We start from the raw sequence: 18,777 nt of genomic DNA on the forward strand, positions 1-18,777 counted from the left end.
TGATTGCGCCGCTCTAGCCCGTAGGTTCTAATCGCGCACGACCCGTTTGCCTTTGTCACCCAAGGAAGTGTCACCATGTACAGGAAGATCGTGCCGCTGGCGCTGTTGGCAACCCTGGCCGGTTGCTCGAACAGCGACGAAACCAGCGAGGCCAGTTTCCAGAAGGCCGCCCAGGCCTACCTCGATACCCAGTACCCACACTGTTTCGTCATCAGTTCATTCCCCACCAGAACCCAGGACTTCGACGTCCATGGCACCAACAAGGCGTTGCATGCCCTGGCCCAGGTAGGTGTGGTCAGCGAAAAGGAGATCTCGCGCACCGAGGTGCCCGCCCGCCTGTGGCAAGCGGCACGCACGGACATCTACTATGCCTATGACCTCACCGACGAAGGCCGCAAGTATTACAAGGCAGATAACGGGCTGTGCTTCGGCAAGGCTCAGGTCACCGCGATCGAGCAGTTCAGTGAGCCGAGCGAGGTGACCGGACAGAAGATGTCGAATGTGACCTATGCCTACAAGATCACCGGGTTACCGGCTTGGGCCGGGGATGACGGGGTCAAGGCCAGCATTGCCGAACTGGGCAAGGCGGTGGCCAGCAATGACGCACCACTCAAGGAAACCCGGGCGATGGTGCTGACCAGCCAGGGGTGGCGGTTGCAGGAGAAATAGCCGTTTGCCGTGCCGGCCTCTTCGCGGGTAAACCCGCTCCCACAGGTCCATCACAGGCCTTGAGACCTGCGCAGTACCTGTGGGAGCGGGTTTACCCGCGAAAGGGCCGGTACAGACTTACATCCACCAGGCCAGCACCACCGGCAACCAGGCAAACGACAGCACCGTGGAACACATCACCAGGTTCGCCACCTGCTCCGGCTCGCGGTTGGCGCGCACCGCCATCAGGTAATTGAAAACCGCCACCGGCATCGCCGACTGCACCACCAGCACCGCACGCTCCAGGTTGCCCATGCCCAGCGCCGCACCTACCGCCCAGCCTACGGCAGCCCCCAGGCCAATGCGCAAGCCGCCCAGCAGCATGCCGCTGCCCACATGGCGCAGGCGAATGCTGGCCAGCGACACGCCCAGTGTCAGCAGCATCAGCGGGATGGTCATGCCGCCCAGCAGGTCTGCGGTATTGGCCAGCCAGCGCGGCAACTCGAAATCGAGAAAGATGATCGGCATGGCACCGGCCAGGCTGATCACGATAGGGTTGCGCAGCAGTGCCTTGAACGAAGCCGCAGTACCGGAAATGGCCATGCCGAGGGTGAACTGGACGATCGACAGTGTCAGGAAGAACGCCACGGCCAGGGCCAGCCCGTGTTCGCCAAAGGCATAAAGGCTGATTGGCAGGCCCATGTTGCCGGTGTTGGGGAACATGAACGCCGGCAACAGCACACGCCAGTGCATGCCCGAAGCCCGGCACACCAGCAAGCCGGCCAGGGCCATGCCCAAGGTGCACAGCAGGCAGGCCAGGGCCATGCTGGTGAAAGCGTTCGGGTCCAGCTCGGTGCGGCTGAGCGTGGACAGCACCAGCGACGGGGTGCCGACGGTCATCACCACCCGGGCGATGAATTCGGTGGGGTAGTCCAGGCCCTTGCGGGCCCAGGCATAGCCTATGCCGGCGACGATGAAAACCGGGGCCAGGACGGCGAACAGCGAAGCGAACATGGGGGCCTTCCTTGGGGGTGGGCCCCGCATTATGCCGCAGTCTTCGGGATTGCCGGGGCTGCTTTGCGGCCCCGGGATGTCCGCCCAAGACGCATTCATGTCGCCCACAGACTGCGGCGTCTCGTCGCACACCCAAGCCCCTTGGGCAAAACCGCGCAAGCCCGTAGAATCGCGCTTCCTTTTCGCCCGTCGCCTTGAACGGTGGCAACCGGCAGCGTCGCATCCAGCCCAGGCACATCCGTGCAGCCACTCGGCCCCGTTCGGGTCGAGCCGGTGTGCGCGTCCGAAAAGGCGCTCATTCCGCTCATCCAACTAGAGGTACCTATGTCTCCGCGTTTGCTGGCCATGGCGCTGGCGCCCCTGCTCGGGCTGTTCATCATTGCCCTGGGCAACGGCTTCATGTCTTCCCTCACCACCCTGCGCCTGGGCGCTGCCGGCGAATCAGCCACCACCATCGGTGTGGTCTCCTCGACCTACTTCATCGGCCTGACCCTGGGTGCCATCTTCAACGACCGGCTGATCCTGCGCATCGGCCATATCCGCGCCTATACCAGCTTCGCCTCGCTGATCGCCGTGACCATCCTGCTGCAAGGCCTGTTCTACGACGTCACCTGGTGGTCGGTGCTGCGCCTGATCAACGGCTGGGCGGCAGTGGGCGTGTTCCTGGTGATCGAAAGCTGGCTGCTGCTGGCCGGTGACGCCAAGATCCGCGGCCGCTTGCTGGCGCTGTACATGATTGCCTTCTACGGCGCCGGGGTCATCGCCCAGGCCGGCCTTGGCGAAATCACCCAGATGGGTGACACCGCACCGTTCATGCTGGCCGGCGTGCTCGCCGCCCTTTCGGTACTGCCCATCGTGATCCTGCCGCGGGTGTCGCCACTGCTGGACCAGGTCGAACCGCTCAAGCCGCGCCAGTTGCTGGGCGTTGCGCCGTCGGGCCTGGTCGGCTGCTTCGGTTCGGGTGTGGCCATTGCTGGCATCTATGCCCTGCTGCCGCTGTACCTGCAGCGCATCGGCCTGGATGTGGGCGAGGTCGGCAACATGATGGCCTGGGTAATTCTGGGTGCCATGCTGCTGCAATACCCGGTCGGGCGCTGGTCTGACCGCAAGGACCGCCAGGATGTGCTGATCGCCCTGGCCGGGCTGTGCGTGCTGCTGTCGCTGGTCACGGTGTTCCTGCCGTCTGACTCGATCCTGCTCCCGGCCATGCTGTTCCTGCTGGGCGGTGGCGTGTTCACCCTTTACCCGGTGGCGGTCAGCCATGCGGCCGACCGCGCGCCATCGGATGCACTGGTGCCGATGATCCAGGGCCTGCTGCTGATCAACTCGCTGGGTTCGGCCATGGCGCCGGTGGCGATTTCGCCGATGATGACCGAGTTTGGCGAGGCCGGGTTGTTCTGGGCCTTTGCCGTGGTCAACCTGGCCATGGTGTGCTTCTTCATGTGGCGCCGAGGCAAGCGCCCGGCGGCAGAACACCCGGCTCCGTTCACAGCTTCGACCACCTTCTCGCCGACCGGTGCCGAGCTGCGGGTGACCGAAGACCTGATGCACGCGGCGCAGGAGCACCCACCGCTGGAGCCGGTGGAGAGTGCTGCGCCAGCGCAGGCGCAGCGTTCAGAATCGCATTGACTCCGGGGGCTGCCCTGCAGCCCTTTCGCGACACAAGGCCGCTCCCACAGAAAGCCCACCTGCTGAAGGAATGCGCCATACCTGTGGGAGCGGGCGCGCCCGCGAACTTAGCCATTCACCAGGTTGGCCGGGCGCTCACCAGCCAGGGCACTGAGCAGGTTGTCCACCGCACAGCGCGCCATGGCCTGGCGGGTTTCCTCCGTCGCAGAACCGATATGCGGGGTCGCCACCACGTTGTCCAGCTGCAACAACGGCGACTGCGCCGACAGCGGCTCCTGCACGAACACATCCAGGCCGGCGCCGCGTATGCGCCGGGCACGCAACGCTTCGATAAGCGCTGGCTCATCCACCACGCGCCCGCGGGAAATGTTCACCAGAATTGCCTGGGGCTTCATCAGCGCCAGCTCCCGCGCGCCGATCAGGCCTTCGGTGCTGGCACTCAGCGGCACGGTCAGGCAAACGAAATCCGCCTGCTGCAACAGCTCGTCCAGGCTGCATTGACGCGCAGCATGGCGCGCCTCCACCTCTGGCTTGGCACGCTGACTGTGATACAGCACACGCATGCCAAAGCCGGCCGCGGCGCGCCGGACCAGGGCCTCGCCGATGCGGCCCATGCCGACGATGCCCAGCGTCTTACCGTGCACATCACTGCCGAAATGCGCCGGGCCGAGGTTGGCCTGCCAGTTCCCGTCTCGCACCCAGTTCGCCAGCTCCACCACCCGCCTGGCGGTGGCCAGGATCAAGGCGAAGCCCGTGTCGGCGGTGGTTTCGGTCAGCACGTCGGGCGTGTTGGTCAACATCACGCCACGCCGGCTGAGTTCGGCGATGTCGTAGTTGTCGACACCGACCGAAACGCTGGACACCACTTCAAGCTGTGGCGCCAGGTCGAGCAGGCTGGCGTCCAGGCGCAGGCTGGCTCCCAGCAGCCCGTGCGCCCCCGGCAAGGCATCGCGCAGACGGGCCAGGCCATCGGGCTGGGAGGTATCCACCCAGGTCACCTCGACGCGCTCTTGCAGGCGTGCCATCAAGTCGTCGGACAGGCGTTTGTACAGGACGATTCGCTTCTTCATTGCACAGGTTCCTAATGGTTCATGGCCAGACGCGAGTTGCCGCGCTTGGCCCGGCCGGATGTCTGGGAAGTATTGAGTGCGGCGGTAAGCGCCACTGCGGCCAGCAGCGCACCGCACATGAACAGGTAGGAGGCACCAGGTCCGCCCGTGACGCCATTGAGGTAACCCACCAGCCACGAACCGCCGAACGAGCCCAGCGCGCCCATGCTGTTGATCAGTGCCATGGCACCACCGGCGACGTTGGCCGGCAGGATCTCGGGCACGATCGCGAAGAACGGGCCATAGGGTGCGTACATGCAGGCGCCGGCGACCACCAGCAAGGCGTACGACAGCCAGAAGTGCTCGCTGCCCAGGGCGTAGGACCCATAGAACGCAACGGCGGCGATCAGCAGTGGCGGCCAGACGAAACGCTTGCGCTTCTGCAGGCGGTCGGACGCCCACGACACACCCACCATGCCCAGCACCGCCGCCAGGTAAGGTACCGACGACAGCCAGCCGGCCTGAACGATGTCGAGGTTGGCCGCCTGCTTGAGGATCGACGGCAACCACAGCACGAAGCCATACACACCGATGCTCCAGCAGAAGTACTGCAGCGAAAGGATGATCACCTGCGGCGAGCGGAACGCCTCGCGGTAGTTCTTCACCGGCTTGATACCTTGCTGCTCGGCAGCCAGCGCCTGCTCAAGGGCGGCCTTTTCCTGCGCGCTCAGCCAGTTCACCTGGGCCGGGCGGTCATCCACCAGGCGCCACCAGAAGAACGCCCAGATGACGGCGGGCAGGCCTTCGATGATGAACATCCAGCGCCAGTCGTAATGCTTGACCAGGTAGCCCGACACCACCGACATCCACAGGATGGTCACCGGGTTGCCGAGGATCAGGAAGGTATTGGCGCGCGAACGCTCGGCGCGGGTGAACCAGTGGCACAGGTAAACCAGCATGGCCGGCATCACCGCCGCCTCCACCACCCCGAGCAGGAAGCGGATGGCGATCAGCATGTAGACGTTGCTGACCACGCCCGTGAGCGTGGCAAGGCCGCCCCAGAGGATCAGGCAGACAAAGATCAGCTTCTTCACACTGCGCTTTTCGGCGTAGATGGCGCCAGGCACCTGGAAGAAGAAGTAACCAAGGAAGAACAGTGCCCCCAGCAGCGAAGACAGTGCGGGGGTGATATGCAGGTCTTCAGCCATGCCGGAAGCGGCGGCGAACCCGTAGTTGGCGCGGTCCAGGTACGCCAGGCTATAGGTGAAGAACACGATCGGGATGATGTACCACCAGCGGCGAGGTGCCAGGCTTTGGCTTTGCATGGTTCGTTTCTCCTGAGCTTGTTGTTTTTGTTGCAACAGGTGTTTCGGGGTCAAGTGTTCAGGCGCTTCTGCGCAGGTCGTGGGCTTGCAGCTCATGGCGCAGCGGCAGCCCTTCCATGTCGCCACGCGACTGCACGGCGCGGCTGCCGCACCAGTTGCCACGCGCCACTGCCTCGGCTACCGGGTGGCCCTCCAGCAGCGCACTGAGCACGCCGACGGCAAAGGCATCGCCGGCGCCAACGGTGTCCACCACCTGGCTGACCGGCACTGGCGCCACCTGGCCTTCGCCCTTGGCGCTGCGGAAGTAGGCACCGGCGTCGCCCAGCTTGATCACCACCAGTTCCACCCCTTGGTCGAGGTAGAAAGCGGCGATGTCTGCCGGGGTGTGCTGGCCGGTCAGCAGGCGGCCCTCTTCCAGGCCTGGCAGCACCCAGTCGGCCTTGGCCGCCAGGGCATTGACTTCGCGCACCATGCTGCTTTGGTCAGGCCACAGCGAGGGGCGCAGGTTGGGGTCGAACGAGATGCTGCGCCCGGCGGCACGCATGGCGTCCATCAACGCATGCGACAGCGCCCGGCAGCCGTCCGACAGCGCCGGCGGGATGCCGGTGGCGTGCAAGTGGCGGGCCTGCAGAGAACCCGGGCGCAGCAGCGCCGGCGACAGCCGGCTGGCCGCCGAGCCACGGCGGAAGTACTCCACCGCCGGGTCGCTGCCGTCATCGCAGCGGGCCTTGAGCTGAAAGCCGGTGGGGTAGCTGCCATCTACCTCGACACCAGAGCAATCCAGCCCTTCGCGGCGCAGGCTGTCGAGCACGAAACGGCCCAGCGAATCGTCGCCCACCCGGCTCAGCCAGCGGACCTTGAAGCCCAGCCGCGCCAGGCCGATGGCCACGTTGCTGTCGGCGCCGGCAATGCGCTTGCCGAACTGGCCGACACTGGCCAGGTCGCCGGCCTGCTCGGCGACGAACATGGCCATGGTCTCGCCGAAACACAACACGTCATGCTCATGCATGGCTCAGCTCCTCGCTCGATACGCCCTGCCCCAGCGCCGCCAGGTCGCGCACCTGGGCACGGGTCAGCGCCAGCAGATCGTCGCTCACCAGCGGGTACTCGACAGCGCGTACCACGCCAGGGGTGAACTCGGCCATCAGCTCGGCCCACTCCTGCAGGTCCGATGCCTCTGGCGGTACGGCAACCAGGCGCCCATCGGCCCGGCGCTGCACGGCCTTGCAGTGCACATAGCGCACCCAGCGGCCCAGCTGGCGTGCGGCATGCCGGGCAGGCTCGCCCTGCCACTGCCAGTTACCGATGTCGAAAGTCATGCCCAGGGTCAGCCCGAGCTCGTCGGCGCGCTGGAAAAAATGCTGCAGGGGTTCGATCCGTCCACCTTGCGCAGTCTGGTCGTTCTCCACCAGCAGCAATGGCCCATGCGCCGGCAACAGCGTCGCCAAGGCCGCGACGTCACAGCCCGCATGGTAGTGGCCCAGGGAAACCTTGAGCGCGACCGCGCCAAGGGCGCGGGCGGTTTCCAGCTTTTGCGCCAATTGCGGGTCAAGCTCGCCTTGTGCGGTCCACAGTTCCAGGGGCGAGGAATACAGGCACTCCAGGCGCAGCGCGGCAATGGCTGCAGCCAGCGCTGCAGTGTCCGGCGCACAAGTGAACAGTTCTTCGCGCAGCTCCACGCGGGTAACGCTGGCGGCAGCCAGCAGGTCAAGGAATTGCTCCTGGCCACGCTGCCGGACAAAGTCGGCACCGTAGCTGGAGAGGCTGATGGAAACGGGGTTCGAGTGCATTGTTGTTGTCCTTATGAAACCGGTTTCATTTTTTGATGACAGCAGGCACGCAGGTGCCTGCCTGTGATTACTGTGGCTGGGTTGAACCTCGGATGATCAGCTCGGCCTTGAAGTCGATGCGCCGGGCTGCCCCGCTGTCGCCGCGCAGGCGGCCAAGCAGGCTCTCGAATGCCGCCACGCCGATTCGCTCGGTGGGCTGGGCCAGTGCAGTGATGCCGCTGCCGACCAAGGGGTACCAGTCGAGGTCGTCGAGGGCGATCAGCCCGACGTCCACGAACAGATTGCGCCCTGCTTCGTGCAGGGCCCGGGTCACGGCCAGGGTGGCGACACCGTTGAAGGTAAAGATGGCCTGCGGGCCATGGCCGTTGCCGGCGAGGAACGCAGCCAGCTGCTCATCAAGCCCGGTGCCGGTCTCCAGCACCTGCTGGCGCATGCCGGGGCGACGGCTGACCGAGGTGCCGAACGCCTGTACTCGCTCCAGGCGCGAGCTGGTGCCATCGAGGGGTTCGGTTACCGCCAGGATGTCGCGGTAGCCTTGAGCTTGCAGGTGGTCGAGGGCCTGCTCGACCGCGTCGGCATTGTCCAGGCCCACCAGGTCGACATTCAGTTCGGGCAACTGGCGGTCGACCAGCACCATGGGGATGTCGCGCTGCAGGTTGAGCAATTCGCCGGGGTGATGGCCAAGCGTGTTCACGATCAGCCCTTCGACGTTGTAGGACTGCAGGGCCACCAGATGGTGACGCTCCTGCTCGTCGTCGCGGTTGGTGTTGCACACCACCAGGCTGTAGCCATGCTGGCGGCAGGCTGTTTCCACGCCATGCATCACGGCCACTGAATAGGGGTTGAGGATATCGGCCACCAGCATGCCGATCAGGCGCGTCTGGCCGCGCTTCAGGCCACGGGCCATCTGGTTGGGGCGGTAACCGAGGCGCTCGATGACCTCTTCCAGGCGCTTGGCGGTGGCTTCGGCGAGCAACTGGCGGTCACCGCCGATGTAACGGGAGACGGTGGCCTTGGAAACGCCAGCGACACGCGCTACTTCGCTGATGGTGACCCGTTCGCGGGCATGGGCAGGCGCGTCGGTCATGGGTTGTCCTTATGATTGTTGTGATCGCGATGAAACCGGTTTCAATACAGCAAAATAGCACGCGTTCGTCAACATGCCGTTGGTCGGGAGTGCGATATTCATGCATAGTAAATGCAATAAGAAAGCGCTTTAACTAACTGATAAATATAAAAAAGTAAATGCAAAACCCTGTGGGAGCGGGTTCACCCGCGAATGCGATGTTGAATGTGCCGACGCATTCGCGGGTAAACCCGCTCCCACAGTGGATTGGGGGTGCAGACAGAAGGATGCAGTTAACGGAGGGATTTCACGTCACTGGCGGTGACAGCATCCCCTTGGTTACCCCAACTGGTGCGAATGAAGTTCACCACCTCGGCAACCTCCTGGTCACTCAGGCGCCAGCCGAACGCCGGCATGGTGAAGTTCGACGGTGCCGCGTGCGTCGCCGGCACCGTGCCCCCCGCCAATACCACGTGGATCAGCGATGTGGCATCCGCCGTCTGCACCACCGGGTTGCCGGCCAGGGCCGGGAACACGCGGGTATAGCCCTGGCCATCGGTACGGTGGCAGGCCGCGCAATTGTCGATGTACACCGCCGCCCCGGGCTTGCTGTCGTCACCCTTCCATAGCGCATCCGCCACCTGTTTGTCGTACACGTGCGGCTGGTCGTCAGGGTTGCTTGGCGGCAACGTCTTCAGGTAGCGGGCGATAGCGGTCAGGTCGGCGTCGCTCATGTGTTGCATGCTGTGCTCGACCACGTCGCTCATGCCACCGAACACGGCGCTGCGGTCGCTACGGCCAGTCTTGAGAAACTGCACCAGCTGCTCTTCGCTCCAGCTACCCAGGCCGTCCTTGTGGTCGCCACGCAGGTTCTTGGCAATCCAGCCCTCCAGCGGTGCACTGCCGGCCAGGAACTGCTCGCCCTCCTGTGGGCTCAGTGCCTTTTCCTGCATGGTAAGTGCCCGCGGCGTATGGCACGCGCCACAGTGCCCCAGGCCCTCGACCAGGTAGGCACCGCGGTTGACCACCGGGTCGGCTGCCGCCGATGCCTGCCAGGGCTTGGCCTCTGGCGCGAACAACCCGCGCCAGACCGCCAGCGGCCAGCGCATGCTCAGCGGCCAAGGGATATCGGTGGCCTTGTTCGGCTGCTCGACCGGTTCCACGCCCTTCATGAAGTAGGCATACAGCGCCTGCATGTCCTGCTCGCTGACGCGCGCATAGGACGGGTATGGCATGGCGGGATACAGGGTGCTGCCATCCTTGCCGATGCCCTTGCGCACCGCCTGGTCGAAGTCTTCGAAGCTGTACTGGCCGATACCACTGGCCGCCGGGGTGATGTTGGTGGAGTACACCGTGCCGATCGGTGTTTCCATCGGCAGCCCACCGGCGAACGGCTTGCCGCCCTTGGCGGTATGGCAGGCGACGCAGTCGCCGGCGCGGGCCAGGTACTCGCCCTGGCGCACCTGCGCATCGTCATTCGGCGCAGCCTGTGCAGCCACGCTGGCACCCAGCAGGGTTGCGATCAACATTGTCTTCATGTGCATCGCTCCTCAAGCCTGAACCAGCGGGCCAGGGTTTTTCAGGTACTGCTCGCGGATGGCGCGGGCCGACCAGTAGGTCAGCGCAGCCACCAGCCCGGTCGGGTTGTAGCCCAACCCTTGGGGGAACGCCGAAGCCCCCGGAACGAACACGTTATGCACGTCCCAGCTTTGCAGGTAGCGGTTCAGGGCACTGGTCTTCGGGTCGGTGCCCATGATCGCGCCGCCGTTCAGGTGGGTGGTCTGGTAGCTGGCGGTGTTGAAGTGGTCCTTGACCTTCTTGCCCAGCACGGCAATGGTCTTGGGGTTCATCGCCTGGGCGATCTTGCTCAGCTTGTCGACCATGAACTGGTTCATCCTGATGTCGTTTTCCTGCCAGTCGAAGGTCATGCGCAGCAGCGGCTGCCCGTAGGCGTCGCGGTAGGTCGGATCGAGGTCCAGGTAGTTGCCACGGTAGGACTGGTGGGCGCCGTGGGCGTCCATCGACACCTGGTGGGTGTAGTAATCGGCGGTGGCCTTCTTCCAGGCGCTGCCCCAGGCCGGTGTGCCAGGCGGGGTGGCGCCGCCGGCAATCGGCCGTGTGCCGGCCTGGTTCACCCACATCGGCGAGCCACCGACGAAGCCGTGCGGGCCATGGTCGAAGTTGTCGGCGTTGAAGTCATCGATGGCGATGCCATTGCCACCGGCGCCGATGAAGTTGTTGGTGTAGGTGTCCTTGTCGAAGAACGCCTTGACCGTGCCCATGTTCTGGTAGGCGAAGTTACGCCCGACCACGCCTTCGTTCCTGATGGGGTCGTACGGTTTGCCGATGCCGGACAGCAGCATCAGGCGCACGTTGTTGAACTGGAATGCCGCCAGGATCACCAGGTCCGCCGGCTGCTCCACTTCCCGCCCCTGGGCGTCGATGTAGGTGACGCCGGTGGCTTTGCGCTTGCTGTCGTCCAGGTTCACCCGCAGCACATGGGCGTTGGGCCGCAATTCGAAATTCGGCACCTGCCGCAGCGCCGGCAGGATGTTCACGTTGGGCGAGGCCTTGGAGTACATGTAGCACACGTAGCCGCTGCAGAAACCGCAGAAGTTGCATGGCCCCATCTGCGCCCCGTACGGGTTGGTGTACGAGCCGGAGGTGTTGGCCGAGGGCAGGTTGTAGGGCTTGTAGCCCAGGCTGGCCGCCGCCTTTTCGAACAGCCTGGCCGACACCACGTTTTTCTGCGAAGGCAGCGGGAACGGGCTGGAACGGTCTGGCGCATAGGGGTTGCCGCCCTTCCCTTCGCCAACGACCTGGCCGTTGACGGTCCAGGCCTGGCCAGAGGTACCGAACACCTTCTCGGCGAAGTCGAAGTGCGGTTCCAGTTCTTCGTAGCTGACCCCGAAGTCCTGGATAGTCATGTCTTCGGGGATGAACTTGCGCCCGTAGCGTTCTTCGTAGTGGCTGCGCATGCGCAGCTCCATAGGGTCTACCCGGAAGTGCACGCCCGACCAGTGCAGGCCTGCGCCACCTACACCTTTGCCCGGCAGGAAGGCACCGAGCTGGCGATTGGGCAGCGCCACGTCGTTCATGCCGTGGCGGATGGTGACGGTCTCTTTCGACACATCGACGAACAGCTTCTTGCGCACGCTGTAGGTCAGCTCGTCGATCACCTGCGGGTAGCTGCCTTCCGGGTAGGTGTCCTGCATCGGCCCCCGCTCCAGGGCCAGCACTTGCAGCCCCGCCTCGGTCAGTTCCTTGGCCATGATCGCGCCGGCCCAGCCGAAGCCCACGATCACCGCGTCCACTTTCTTCATCACGGTCGTCATGCCTCAGGCCCTCTCGCCACGGATCGAAACAGCGGGGAACGGGTAAGGCTCGTTGCGCTCGACCCAATCCATGAAATCGGCACGGGCGCCGGGGAAGCCGATCTGGGTCCAGCCGACCATGCCTTTGTTGCCGCCATGGATCGGGTCGCAGAAGAACCCTTCACGGGTGTTCTGCACCAGCAGGCTGAAGAACACCTTGGCTGGCACGGCGTCGAAAACCAGCTCTCCAGCCTCGACCTTGCTGAGAATGCGGTCTCGGGTAGCGCTATCTTGCGCAGCAAAAACTTGCCCGGAATTGGCCTTGCACCAGCCATCCACGGCGGCGATGCCCAGGCGGTAGATCTGTTGCGGGCTGAGTTGCAGCTGGTACCCCAGTTCGGGCGCGGCGTCGGCCTTGAAAGGGCCTTGCATGTACCACTGCGCGCCAGTTGCGTAGGGGGTGTTCATCTGCCGGTCGATGAATTCGGCAGCGCCGGCTTCAAGTGCGCCAGGGCCAAGTTCGTCGGCCGGGATGATGCGCGAGACGGCAGCCTGCACGAAGGCCCACTCCTCGGCAGTGAAGAAAGTCGGCTGGTAGTTCCCCGCTGACGGCGTGGCCGGCACTTTGGGCTCGTGTTGCGGGGCCGCAAGCAGCTGACTGGCACCCACGCCAAGCCCCGTGCTGGCCACGGTGACCACAGGGATCAAGGTCAAGGTCTTGCGCAGAAAGTCCCTGCGCGGGTTGTCTGGGGCATGCTCAGGCATTGCGAATCCTCATCGGCTGTGTGCGGCCTTGAAAAGCGCCATCTGATTTTCAATATGGGGGGGGGTCTTGATGGGTCATCAAGAAAACAGCCGGATAATCTAGCGCGTTCAGAAATGTTTTGAAACCGGTTTCAGGCTTGATTTCAAAGGGCTGGCGGGCTTTGCGGCCGACCTGCCTTGGCTGGCTACATGCGGTATTCGCCGCAAGACCGCACCTACAGGGCCGCGTTCAATTGATTGGGTCGGTACCACCTGCCCCAGTCCCCAACCTTGGGGACACGGTGCCCAACGGCCCCCCCTGCAATCGCCCTTGCAAGAGAATTGGATCCCTTGCCCTGCAAGGGCTGCAGCACATTTTTTCTGCCTTGGCACGCCTATTGCCGATCTCCTGCCAGACGCCCCAAGTCCATGGGCCCGTTTGCAGGAGGAAATGTCTCATGCACCGACCGATACCCCACCCGCTGGCATTGGCCATTTTCGCCGGCATGCTCCAACTCCCGGCGCAGGCTGCCTTGAACGCTGTCGATCCAGGCGCCTATGTTCCCGCCAACGGTGGCTTCCCAGCCTGGTACCAGGACAGTCACGGTCGTACCCTCGACCTGTGCCTGACAAAGGCGGTCAGCTCGCGTGTGCCTGGCGCACCCGGCGCACCTTCGTACATGTGCACGCTGCTGCCCACCCCCGGCGTGTTCGACGATACCCAACCCATCGTCTTCCCCACCAACTTCCCTGACGAGGCGTTCTGGTTCACCGCCGACGCCGCCATCGTCGACGCCACCCGCGGCATCGACCTCAGCTACGGCACCGCGATCGAAGCGGCATTTGCCGCCGAAGAACCGGTCGACGGCGACCAGGTCAGCTTCGCCCGGGTGCGTATCCGGGTCGACGTGCCAACCGCCGGCACCTACGTGGTCACTCACCCGTACGGCGTCGAAGTGTTCGACGTACCTGCGCCCGGGCGCCGGGCGATCAACATGACCCGCGACATCGGCATTGCCGGCGCAGGCGACTTCACCGGCGCCCTGAAAGGCGATGTCGGCCCGTTCCTGCGCAGTGTCAACGGCCCCTACACCGAAGGCAGCGAGCGCTTCATCGGCGACCCGAACCTGGAAGAACGGGTGACCGGCAGCCCCTTCAATACCAACTACGTGCGCATCGAAGGCCCCGGCGGCATCGACCTGCGCACCGAGCTGTTCGCGGTTTCGGGCAAGCTTTCCGAAGTGACCCTGCCAACCCCGCTGATGCCGCAACGCAGTACCTACTCGCGGCATACCGAGAACGGCGACCTGCGCGCCCAGCAGGACATCTTCGTGATGGCCCCGCCGCCACCGGCCAGCGTCACCCTGACCAGCCAGACACCCAACCTGAACCTCACCGAGGCCAACGGTACCGGTGCCTGGTACGCCCAGTCGGTGCTCGACCCGGCCGCCGGGACGATCCTGACGCTGACCGCCGACAACAGCGTGGCGATCCCTGCCAGCAGCCTGAGCACCGCCAATGTGCCGCTGACCGACCTGGTCGTTATCACCCAGGCCCAGTTCCGTCTGTCCACCGGCGAGCTGACCTTGGTGGCCAGCACCAGCGACGAAACCACGCCGCCAGTGCTCACCGCACACACCGGCAACGGCACGCTGATCGGCAACCTGAGCGGCACAGGTGCCGTGAAGACGCTGAGCACCAGCCTGTCGCCGATCCCGCCGGCCAAGGTGCAGGTCACCAGTACCAACGGCGGTAGCGACACCGAAGACGTGGTGCTGGTGCCATGAACAGACAAAGGCTCAGCCTTCAAGGAGGCAGCATGAACACTTGGTCGCGCCGTGCGCTGTTGGCCGCCGGTTTTTCCCTTACCGTTACCAGCGCCGCGTTTGCCGCGCTGTCCGATGTCGACCCGGGGCCCTACACCTTCGCCACCGGTGGCTATCCGATGTGGTACAAGGACAGCCTCGACCAGTCCCTGGAGCTGTGCCAGTCCCGTGCTACCAGTACGCGTGCGCCAGGCGCGCCGGGGGCACCGGCCTACATGTGTACCTTGTTGCCCGAGCCCGGCATCTATGACGATACCCTGCCGCTGGTGTTCCCGGACAACTGGCCGCCCGAGATGTTCTGGTTCCTGGCGGAAACCACCATTCCGCAGGTCGGCAACAGCGGCTATGAACTGGAGGTTTATGTAGCCGGGGTGGAGGCTGCCTTCGCCTCCGAAAACCCTGTCGATGGTGACCAGCAAAGCTTCGCCCGGATCCGCATCCGTGCTTCGGTTCCAAGTACCGGTACCTACACCATCACCCATCCCTACGGGGTGGAGACGGTCAACGTCACCACGGCGGGGCGTCGGGCGATCAACATCACCCGGGACATTGGCATTGGCGCACCAGGCAACTTCCGGGGAGCGCTGGCGGGGGCGATCGGCCCTTGGCTGAAGGGCGTTGGCGGGCCTTACACCGAGGTCAACCCCGATACCGGTACCGTCGAAACCTACATCGGCGACCCCAACATCACCGAAGCGGTGACCGGCAGCCCCTTCAACACCAACTTCGTGCGCATCGAAGGCCCCGCTGGCACCATCCAGACCAACACCTTCACTGTTTCAGGCAAGGTACTCGACCAACGGGCCCAGACCCCGGTCAGCCTGGAACGCGCCACCTATTCGCGCAACGCCACCGGCACCCGTACGGAAGTGTTCGCCAAGGCGCCCAGCGCAGCCAGCCTGTGCATGCGCAATGGCATTGCCCTGGTCGGCACCCCGCCTTCGCCGTGCCAGTACACCCTCACCGCCGACAACAACGGGCTGTTCTTCCACCAGCAGTTCGGCCAGGAAGCACCGCCTGCTGTGGTGGTGGTCACCGCCAGCGACAGCGCCGGCGGTACCCAGCCGACCGCGCTGTCGAGCAAGCTCACCGACGTGGTCAAGGTCGGCACCGCACGCTACGACTGGGCCAACAAGCGCCTGTTGATCGAGGCCAGTTCCAGTGACGAAGTGGCGGTCCCGGACCTGATCGCCCAAGGCTACGGTCGCCTGTCCAAGGCGGGCACGCTGCAGAGCCTGACCGTCAACGACGTGCCGCAGCCACCAGCCACCATCACGGTGAAGTCGGCACGCGGCGGCAGCGATGTCGAACCGGTAGTCGTGGTCGGCAACGCGCCGGTCGAGGCGGCCAACCAGCCGCCGCTGGCCCAGGCCGATACCGGCAGTACCAGCGTGGGCATCCCGATCACCCTCAACCTGCTGCAGAACGACAGCGACCCGGATGGCAACGTACCGCTGACCATCAGCGACCTTACCCAGCCCGGTACCGGTCTTGGCGGCGTGGTGATGAACGGCACCACCTCGGTCACCTACACCCCGCCAGCCGGGGCCACGCAACCCGTGGTGGCCACCTTCAGCTACCGGGCGGTGGACGCCAAGGGCCTGAAGTCGGAACCGGCCACGGTCACCATCAACGTGGCGCCCAACCAGGCCCCGACCGCCAACCCGGAAACGGTCGCCACCCTGGGCGTGCCTTTGACCATCAACGTGCTGGCCAACGACACCGATCCGGAAGGCAACGTACCGCTGAGCGTTGCTGCCGTCACCCAGCCGGCTGCCGGCCGGGGCACCGTCAGTACCGACGGCACCACGGTGACCTACACCCCACCGGCCACGGTGACCACGGCCTTCACCACTACCTTCACCTACCAGGCTCGTGACTCGCTGGGGGCCCTGTCCAACGCCGGCACCGTCACCGTCAACGTATCGCCACGGCCCGCCGCCGAAACCTTCACGGTCACGACCGCCACGGTCACGGCACGCTCCAACAACCGTTACAACTGGGACCTCAGCGGTACCTCGTCGGTCACCACCGGCAATACCGTCACCGTGCGGGTAACCACCACTACCGGCGTGCAGACCCTTGGCACCGCCACGGTGGCGCTGACCGGCCGCTGGCGCCTGGCGGTGAGCAACAGCACCACGATCATCCCGACTGCGACACCGACGGCGACGATCACCACCAGCCAGGGCACCACACGCACCGTCAACGTAACCGTGCAGTAAAGGCCGGAGGTTGCAATGAGACGCCTGTACTCCCTGCTGCTCGGCCTGGCTGTGGTGGGCCAGGCCTGCTGGGCCGAGGACCTGCTGGACAATGCCGACCTCGCACCCGGCATCGACCTCGGCGAACCGGTGATCATCCGCCTGCTGCCGGCCAGCGCCGGCCAGGCTGCGGTGATCGAGCAGCAAGGCGCGGGCAACCGCGCCGCCCTCGACCAGAACGGCCAGGCCCTGTTGGGCCGCATCGTCCAGGCCGGTGGCGCGCAGGAAGCGTACATCTTGCAGGAAGGCAGTGACCTGATGGCCCTCATCAGCCAACAGGGGAATGGCAACAGCGCGTCGATCCGCCAGACCGGCAGCAGCAACAGTGCGGCCATCGAGCAGATCGGCAACGACAACAGCGCCAGCATCGTGCAGTCCGGCACAAGCCTGAACAGCTCCGTGACCCAGGCCGGCAATGGCCAGCACGTGCAGATCACCCAATACCGATAGACCTGGAGGCACCCCCATGTACAAGCTCGCTCCGTTAAGTGCCGCTATCGTCCTGGCCCTCGCAGGTCAGGCCATGGCTGCTGACAGCACCTCGTCCCAGACCCAGGATGGCAAGGAAAACATTGCTGAAGTCAGCCAGTCCCTGGCGCCATTCGCTTCGGCTACCCAGACCCAGACCGGCAAGGGCAACAACCACCTGGCGGTGCAATCGGATAGCACCAGCGATATCCAGCAGAGCGCCAACGGCCAATACAACGCAGCCTACGCCGACCAGCTGTTCGAGAACGGCAGCCAGGTGACCCAGCACGCAAGCGGCAGCTACAACGATGCCTTCGCCAGCCAGTCACTGGGCTTGGGCAACCAGTCGCTGCAAACCCAGCAGGGCGCGCAAAACGCCTCGACCGTATGGCAGGAAAGCCAGGAAGGCAGCAAGGCCACTACCTGGCAATCCGGCCAGCGCAACGAAGCTTTCATCGAGCAGATCTTTGGTGGCAGCAACAACCGCAGCAGCATCAACCAGACCGGCCAGGAAAACTACGCCGCCGCCGAGCACCTGAGCTACGTCGATGGTGATATCCAGGTCTACCAGGACGGCACGGGCAACTGGGCGTATGGCGACCAGCGCGACGGCACCGGCGGCACCATCGGCATTGGCCAGTACGGTGGCGGCAACTCGGTGGAAGTGTGGCAGGACAACCAGACCGCCAGCCAGGCATCAGTGACCCAGTCCGGCCAAATGAACGAAGGCTATATCGACCAGAGCTTCGGCATGAACAACAAGGTCAGCCTGTCGCAACAGGGCACGGCCAACGCCAGCTGGTCGGACCAGTTCGAGACCAGCAACTCCACCACCACCATCACCCAGACTGGTAGCAACAACGTGCATTTCACCTACCAGAACGGTGAAAACCTCAACCTGACCATCAACACCAAGGGCACTGGCAACAGCGTTACCGCCAGCAACTGGAAAGGCGCCAAGATGGGCGGCCAGTTCGGTACCAACCAGACTGCCACCATCAACCAGAATGGCAATGGCAACGGCGCCAACCTGACCCAGAACGGTGACAACCAGCTGGCCACGCTGACCCAGAAAGGCACCGGCAACCAGATGGAGACCAAGCAGGCCGACATGAACAACGAGCTGTACTTCGAACAGAACGGCACCGACAACATCCTGATCGCCGACCAGCGTGGCACCGACAACTATGCCTACGGCAACAGCCAAGGCAACGGCAACGTCATCAACCTGGACCAGTCCGGCTACAGCAACCAGAGCTACACCAACCAGCTGTACGGTAGCGGCAACGAAACCAACATCAAGCAGGTTGACAGCTACAACATTGCCTACGTGACCCAGGGAGGCCAGGGCAACAAGGCGTATGTCGACCAGAGCGGTGTGACCCAGACCGCGACCATCAGCCAGCTGGGCAGCGCGAACGTGGCCACTGTGACCCAGCAGTAGATCGCTCCCCCCTTGAACCGCGGTGCTCCTCTCCCTGGTGCCGCGGTTCCTTTTTATTCCTGTCAGAACTTCTTTTCTTGCCGACCTTTTCGCGGGCACGCCCGCTCCCACAGGTGCTCCACCGCCGTCAAAGCCTGCGCCAACCCTGTGTGCGGGCATGCCCGCGAATAGGCCAAGCCTGCCAAGCGCATTACAA

15 protein-coding genes are annotated in these 18,777 nt (G+C 64.6%); 6 read left to right on the plus strand and 9 right to left on the minus strand.

What is annotated here, in order from left to right; genetic code table 11:
* Positions 1-75: 75 nt before the first annotated feature.
* The gene (locus RR51_RS12415; protein ID WP_039613681.1) at positions 76-669 is read left to right on the plus strand and encodes a hypothetical protein; all 594 of its coding nucleotides are present in this window, start codon (positions 76-78) and stop codon (positions 667-669) included.
* A gap of 117 nt (positions 670-786) precedes the next feature.
* On the opposite strand, the gene RR51_RS12420 is transcribed toward RR51_RS12415, so the two are convergent.
* Positions 787-1,662, minus strand: coding sequence for an AEC family transporter (locus RR51_RS12420; RefSeq protein WP_039613682.1), 876 nt, complete (start codon positions 1,660-1,662; stop codon positions 787-789).
* 324 nt (positions 1,663-1,986) lie between these two features.
* On the opposite strand from RR51_RS12420, the gene RR51_RS12425 reads away from it, so the two are divergent.
* Complete coding sequence (locus RR51_RS12425; protein ID WP_023663517.1) at positions 1,987-3,291, plus strand: MFS transporter; 1,305 nt, start codon at positions 1,987-1,989, stop codon at positions 3,289-3,291.
* A gap of 107 nt (positions 3,292-3,398) precedes the next feature.
* Here the strand turns inward: RR51_RS12425 and RR51_RS12430 are convergent, their stop codons facing one another.
* The 8 genes from RR51_RS12430 to RR51_RS12465 all read right to left on the minus strand — a co-directional run bounded on the left by RR51_RS12430 (position 3,399) and on the right by RR51_RS12465 (position 12,600).
* Positions 3,399-4,361, minus strand: coding sequence for a 2-hydroxyacid dehydrogenase (locus RR51_RS12430; RefSeq protein ID WP_039613683.1), 963 nt, complete (start codon positions 4,359-4,361; stop codon positions 3,399-3,401).
* A gap of 11 nt (positions 4,362-4,372) precedes the next feature.
* Positions 4,373-5,665, minus strand: coding sequence for an MFS transporter (locus tag RR51_RS12435; protein ID WP_039613684.1), 1,293 nt, complete (start codon positions 5,663-5,665; stop codon positions 4,373-4,375).
* 58 nt (positions 5,666-5,723) lie between these two features.
* Positions 5,724-6,674: a sugar kinase gene (locus RR51_RS12440; protein WP_024087185.1), complete on the minus strand. Its 951-nt coding sequence runs from the start codon at positions 6,672-6,674 to the stop codon at positions 5,724-5,726.
* Positions 6,667-7,455 carry a TIM barrel protein gene (locus tag RR51_RS12445; RefSeq protein ID WP_039613685.1) on the minus strand — a complete coding sequence of 263 codons (789 nt, stop codon included), beginning with the start codon at positions 7,453-7,455 and terminating at the stop codon, positions 6,667-6,669. Before RR51_RS12445 ends, RR51_RS12440 begins: the two co-directional genes overlap by 8 nt.
* 67 nt (positions 7,456-7,522) lie before the next feature.
* Positions 7,523-8,542 carry a transcriptional regulator PtxS gene (gene ptxS, locus RR51_RS12450; protein ID WP_039613686.1) on the minus strand — a complete coding sequence of 340 codons (1,020 nt, stop codon included), beginning with the start codon at positions 8,540-8,542 and terminating at the stop codon, positions 7,523-7,525.
* Between the two features lie 272 nt (positions 8,543-8,814).
* Positions 8,815-10,059 carry a cytochrome c gene (locus RR51_RS12455; RefSeq protein ID WP_039613687.1) on the minus strand — a complete coding sequence of 415 codons (1,245 nt, stop codon included), beginning with the start codon at positions 10,057-10,059 and terminating at the stop codon, positions 8,815-8,817.
* A 12-nt stretch (positions 10,060-10,071) separates the two neighbouring features.
* Positions 10,072-11,856 (minus strand): GMC family oxidoreductase, encoded by a 1,785-nt coding sequence (locus RR51_RS12460; protein ID WP_015270510.1) that lies wholly within the window; start codon positions 11,854-11,856, stop codon positions 10,072-10,074.
* A gap of 3 nt (positions 11,857-11,859) precedes the next feature.
* Positions 11,860-12,600 (minus strand): gluconate 2-dehydrogenase subunit 3 family protein, encoded by a 741-nt coding sequence (locus tag RR51_RS12465; RefSeq protein WP_039613688.1) that lies wholly within the window; start codon positions 12,598-12,600, stop codon positions 11,860-11,862.
* Between the two features lie 437 nt (positions 12,601-13,037).
* Between RR51_RS12465 and RR51_RS12470 the strand changes: the two genes are divergently transcribed.
* The 4 genes from RR51_RS12470 to RR51_RS12485 are packed head-to-tail and all read left to right on the plus strand — an operon-like array spanning position 13,038 to position 18,581.
* On the plus strand, positions 13,038-14,366 hold the full coding sequence (locus RR51_RS12470; protein WP_039613689.1) for a hypothetical protein: 1,329 nt from the start codon (positions 13,038-13,040) through the stop codon (positions 14,364-14,366).
* Between the two features lie 32 nt (positions 14,367-14,398).
* A complete protein-coding gene (locus RR51_RS12475) occupies positions 14,399-16,630 on the plus strand; it encodes an Ig-like domain-containing protein (RefSeq protein WP_039613690.1) in 2,232 nt (743 codons plus the stop codon).
* A gap of 15 nt (positions 16,631-16,645) precedes the next feature.
* The gene (locus RR51_RS12480) at positions 16,646-17,119 is read left to right on the plus strand and encodes a curlin (RefSeq protein ID WP_039613691.1); all 474 of its coding nucleotides are present in this window, start codon (positions 16,646-16,648) and stop codon (positions 17,117-17,119) included.
* Positions 17,120-17,135: 16 nt separating this feature from the next.
* A complete protein-coding gene (locus RR51_RS12485; RefSeq protein ID WP_039613692.1) occupies positions 17,136-18,581 on the plus strand; it encodes a curlin in 1,446 nt (481 codons plus the stop codon).
* Positions 18,582-18,777: the final 196 nt, after the last annotated feature.

The organism is Pseudomonas sp. C5pp (genome assembly GCF_000814065.1).
Taxonomy (GTDB): domain Bacteria; phylum Pseudomonadota; class Gammaproteobacteria; order Pseudomonadales; family Pseudomonadaceae; genus Aquipseudomonas; species Aquipseudomonas asiatica.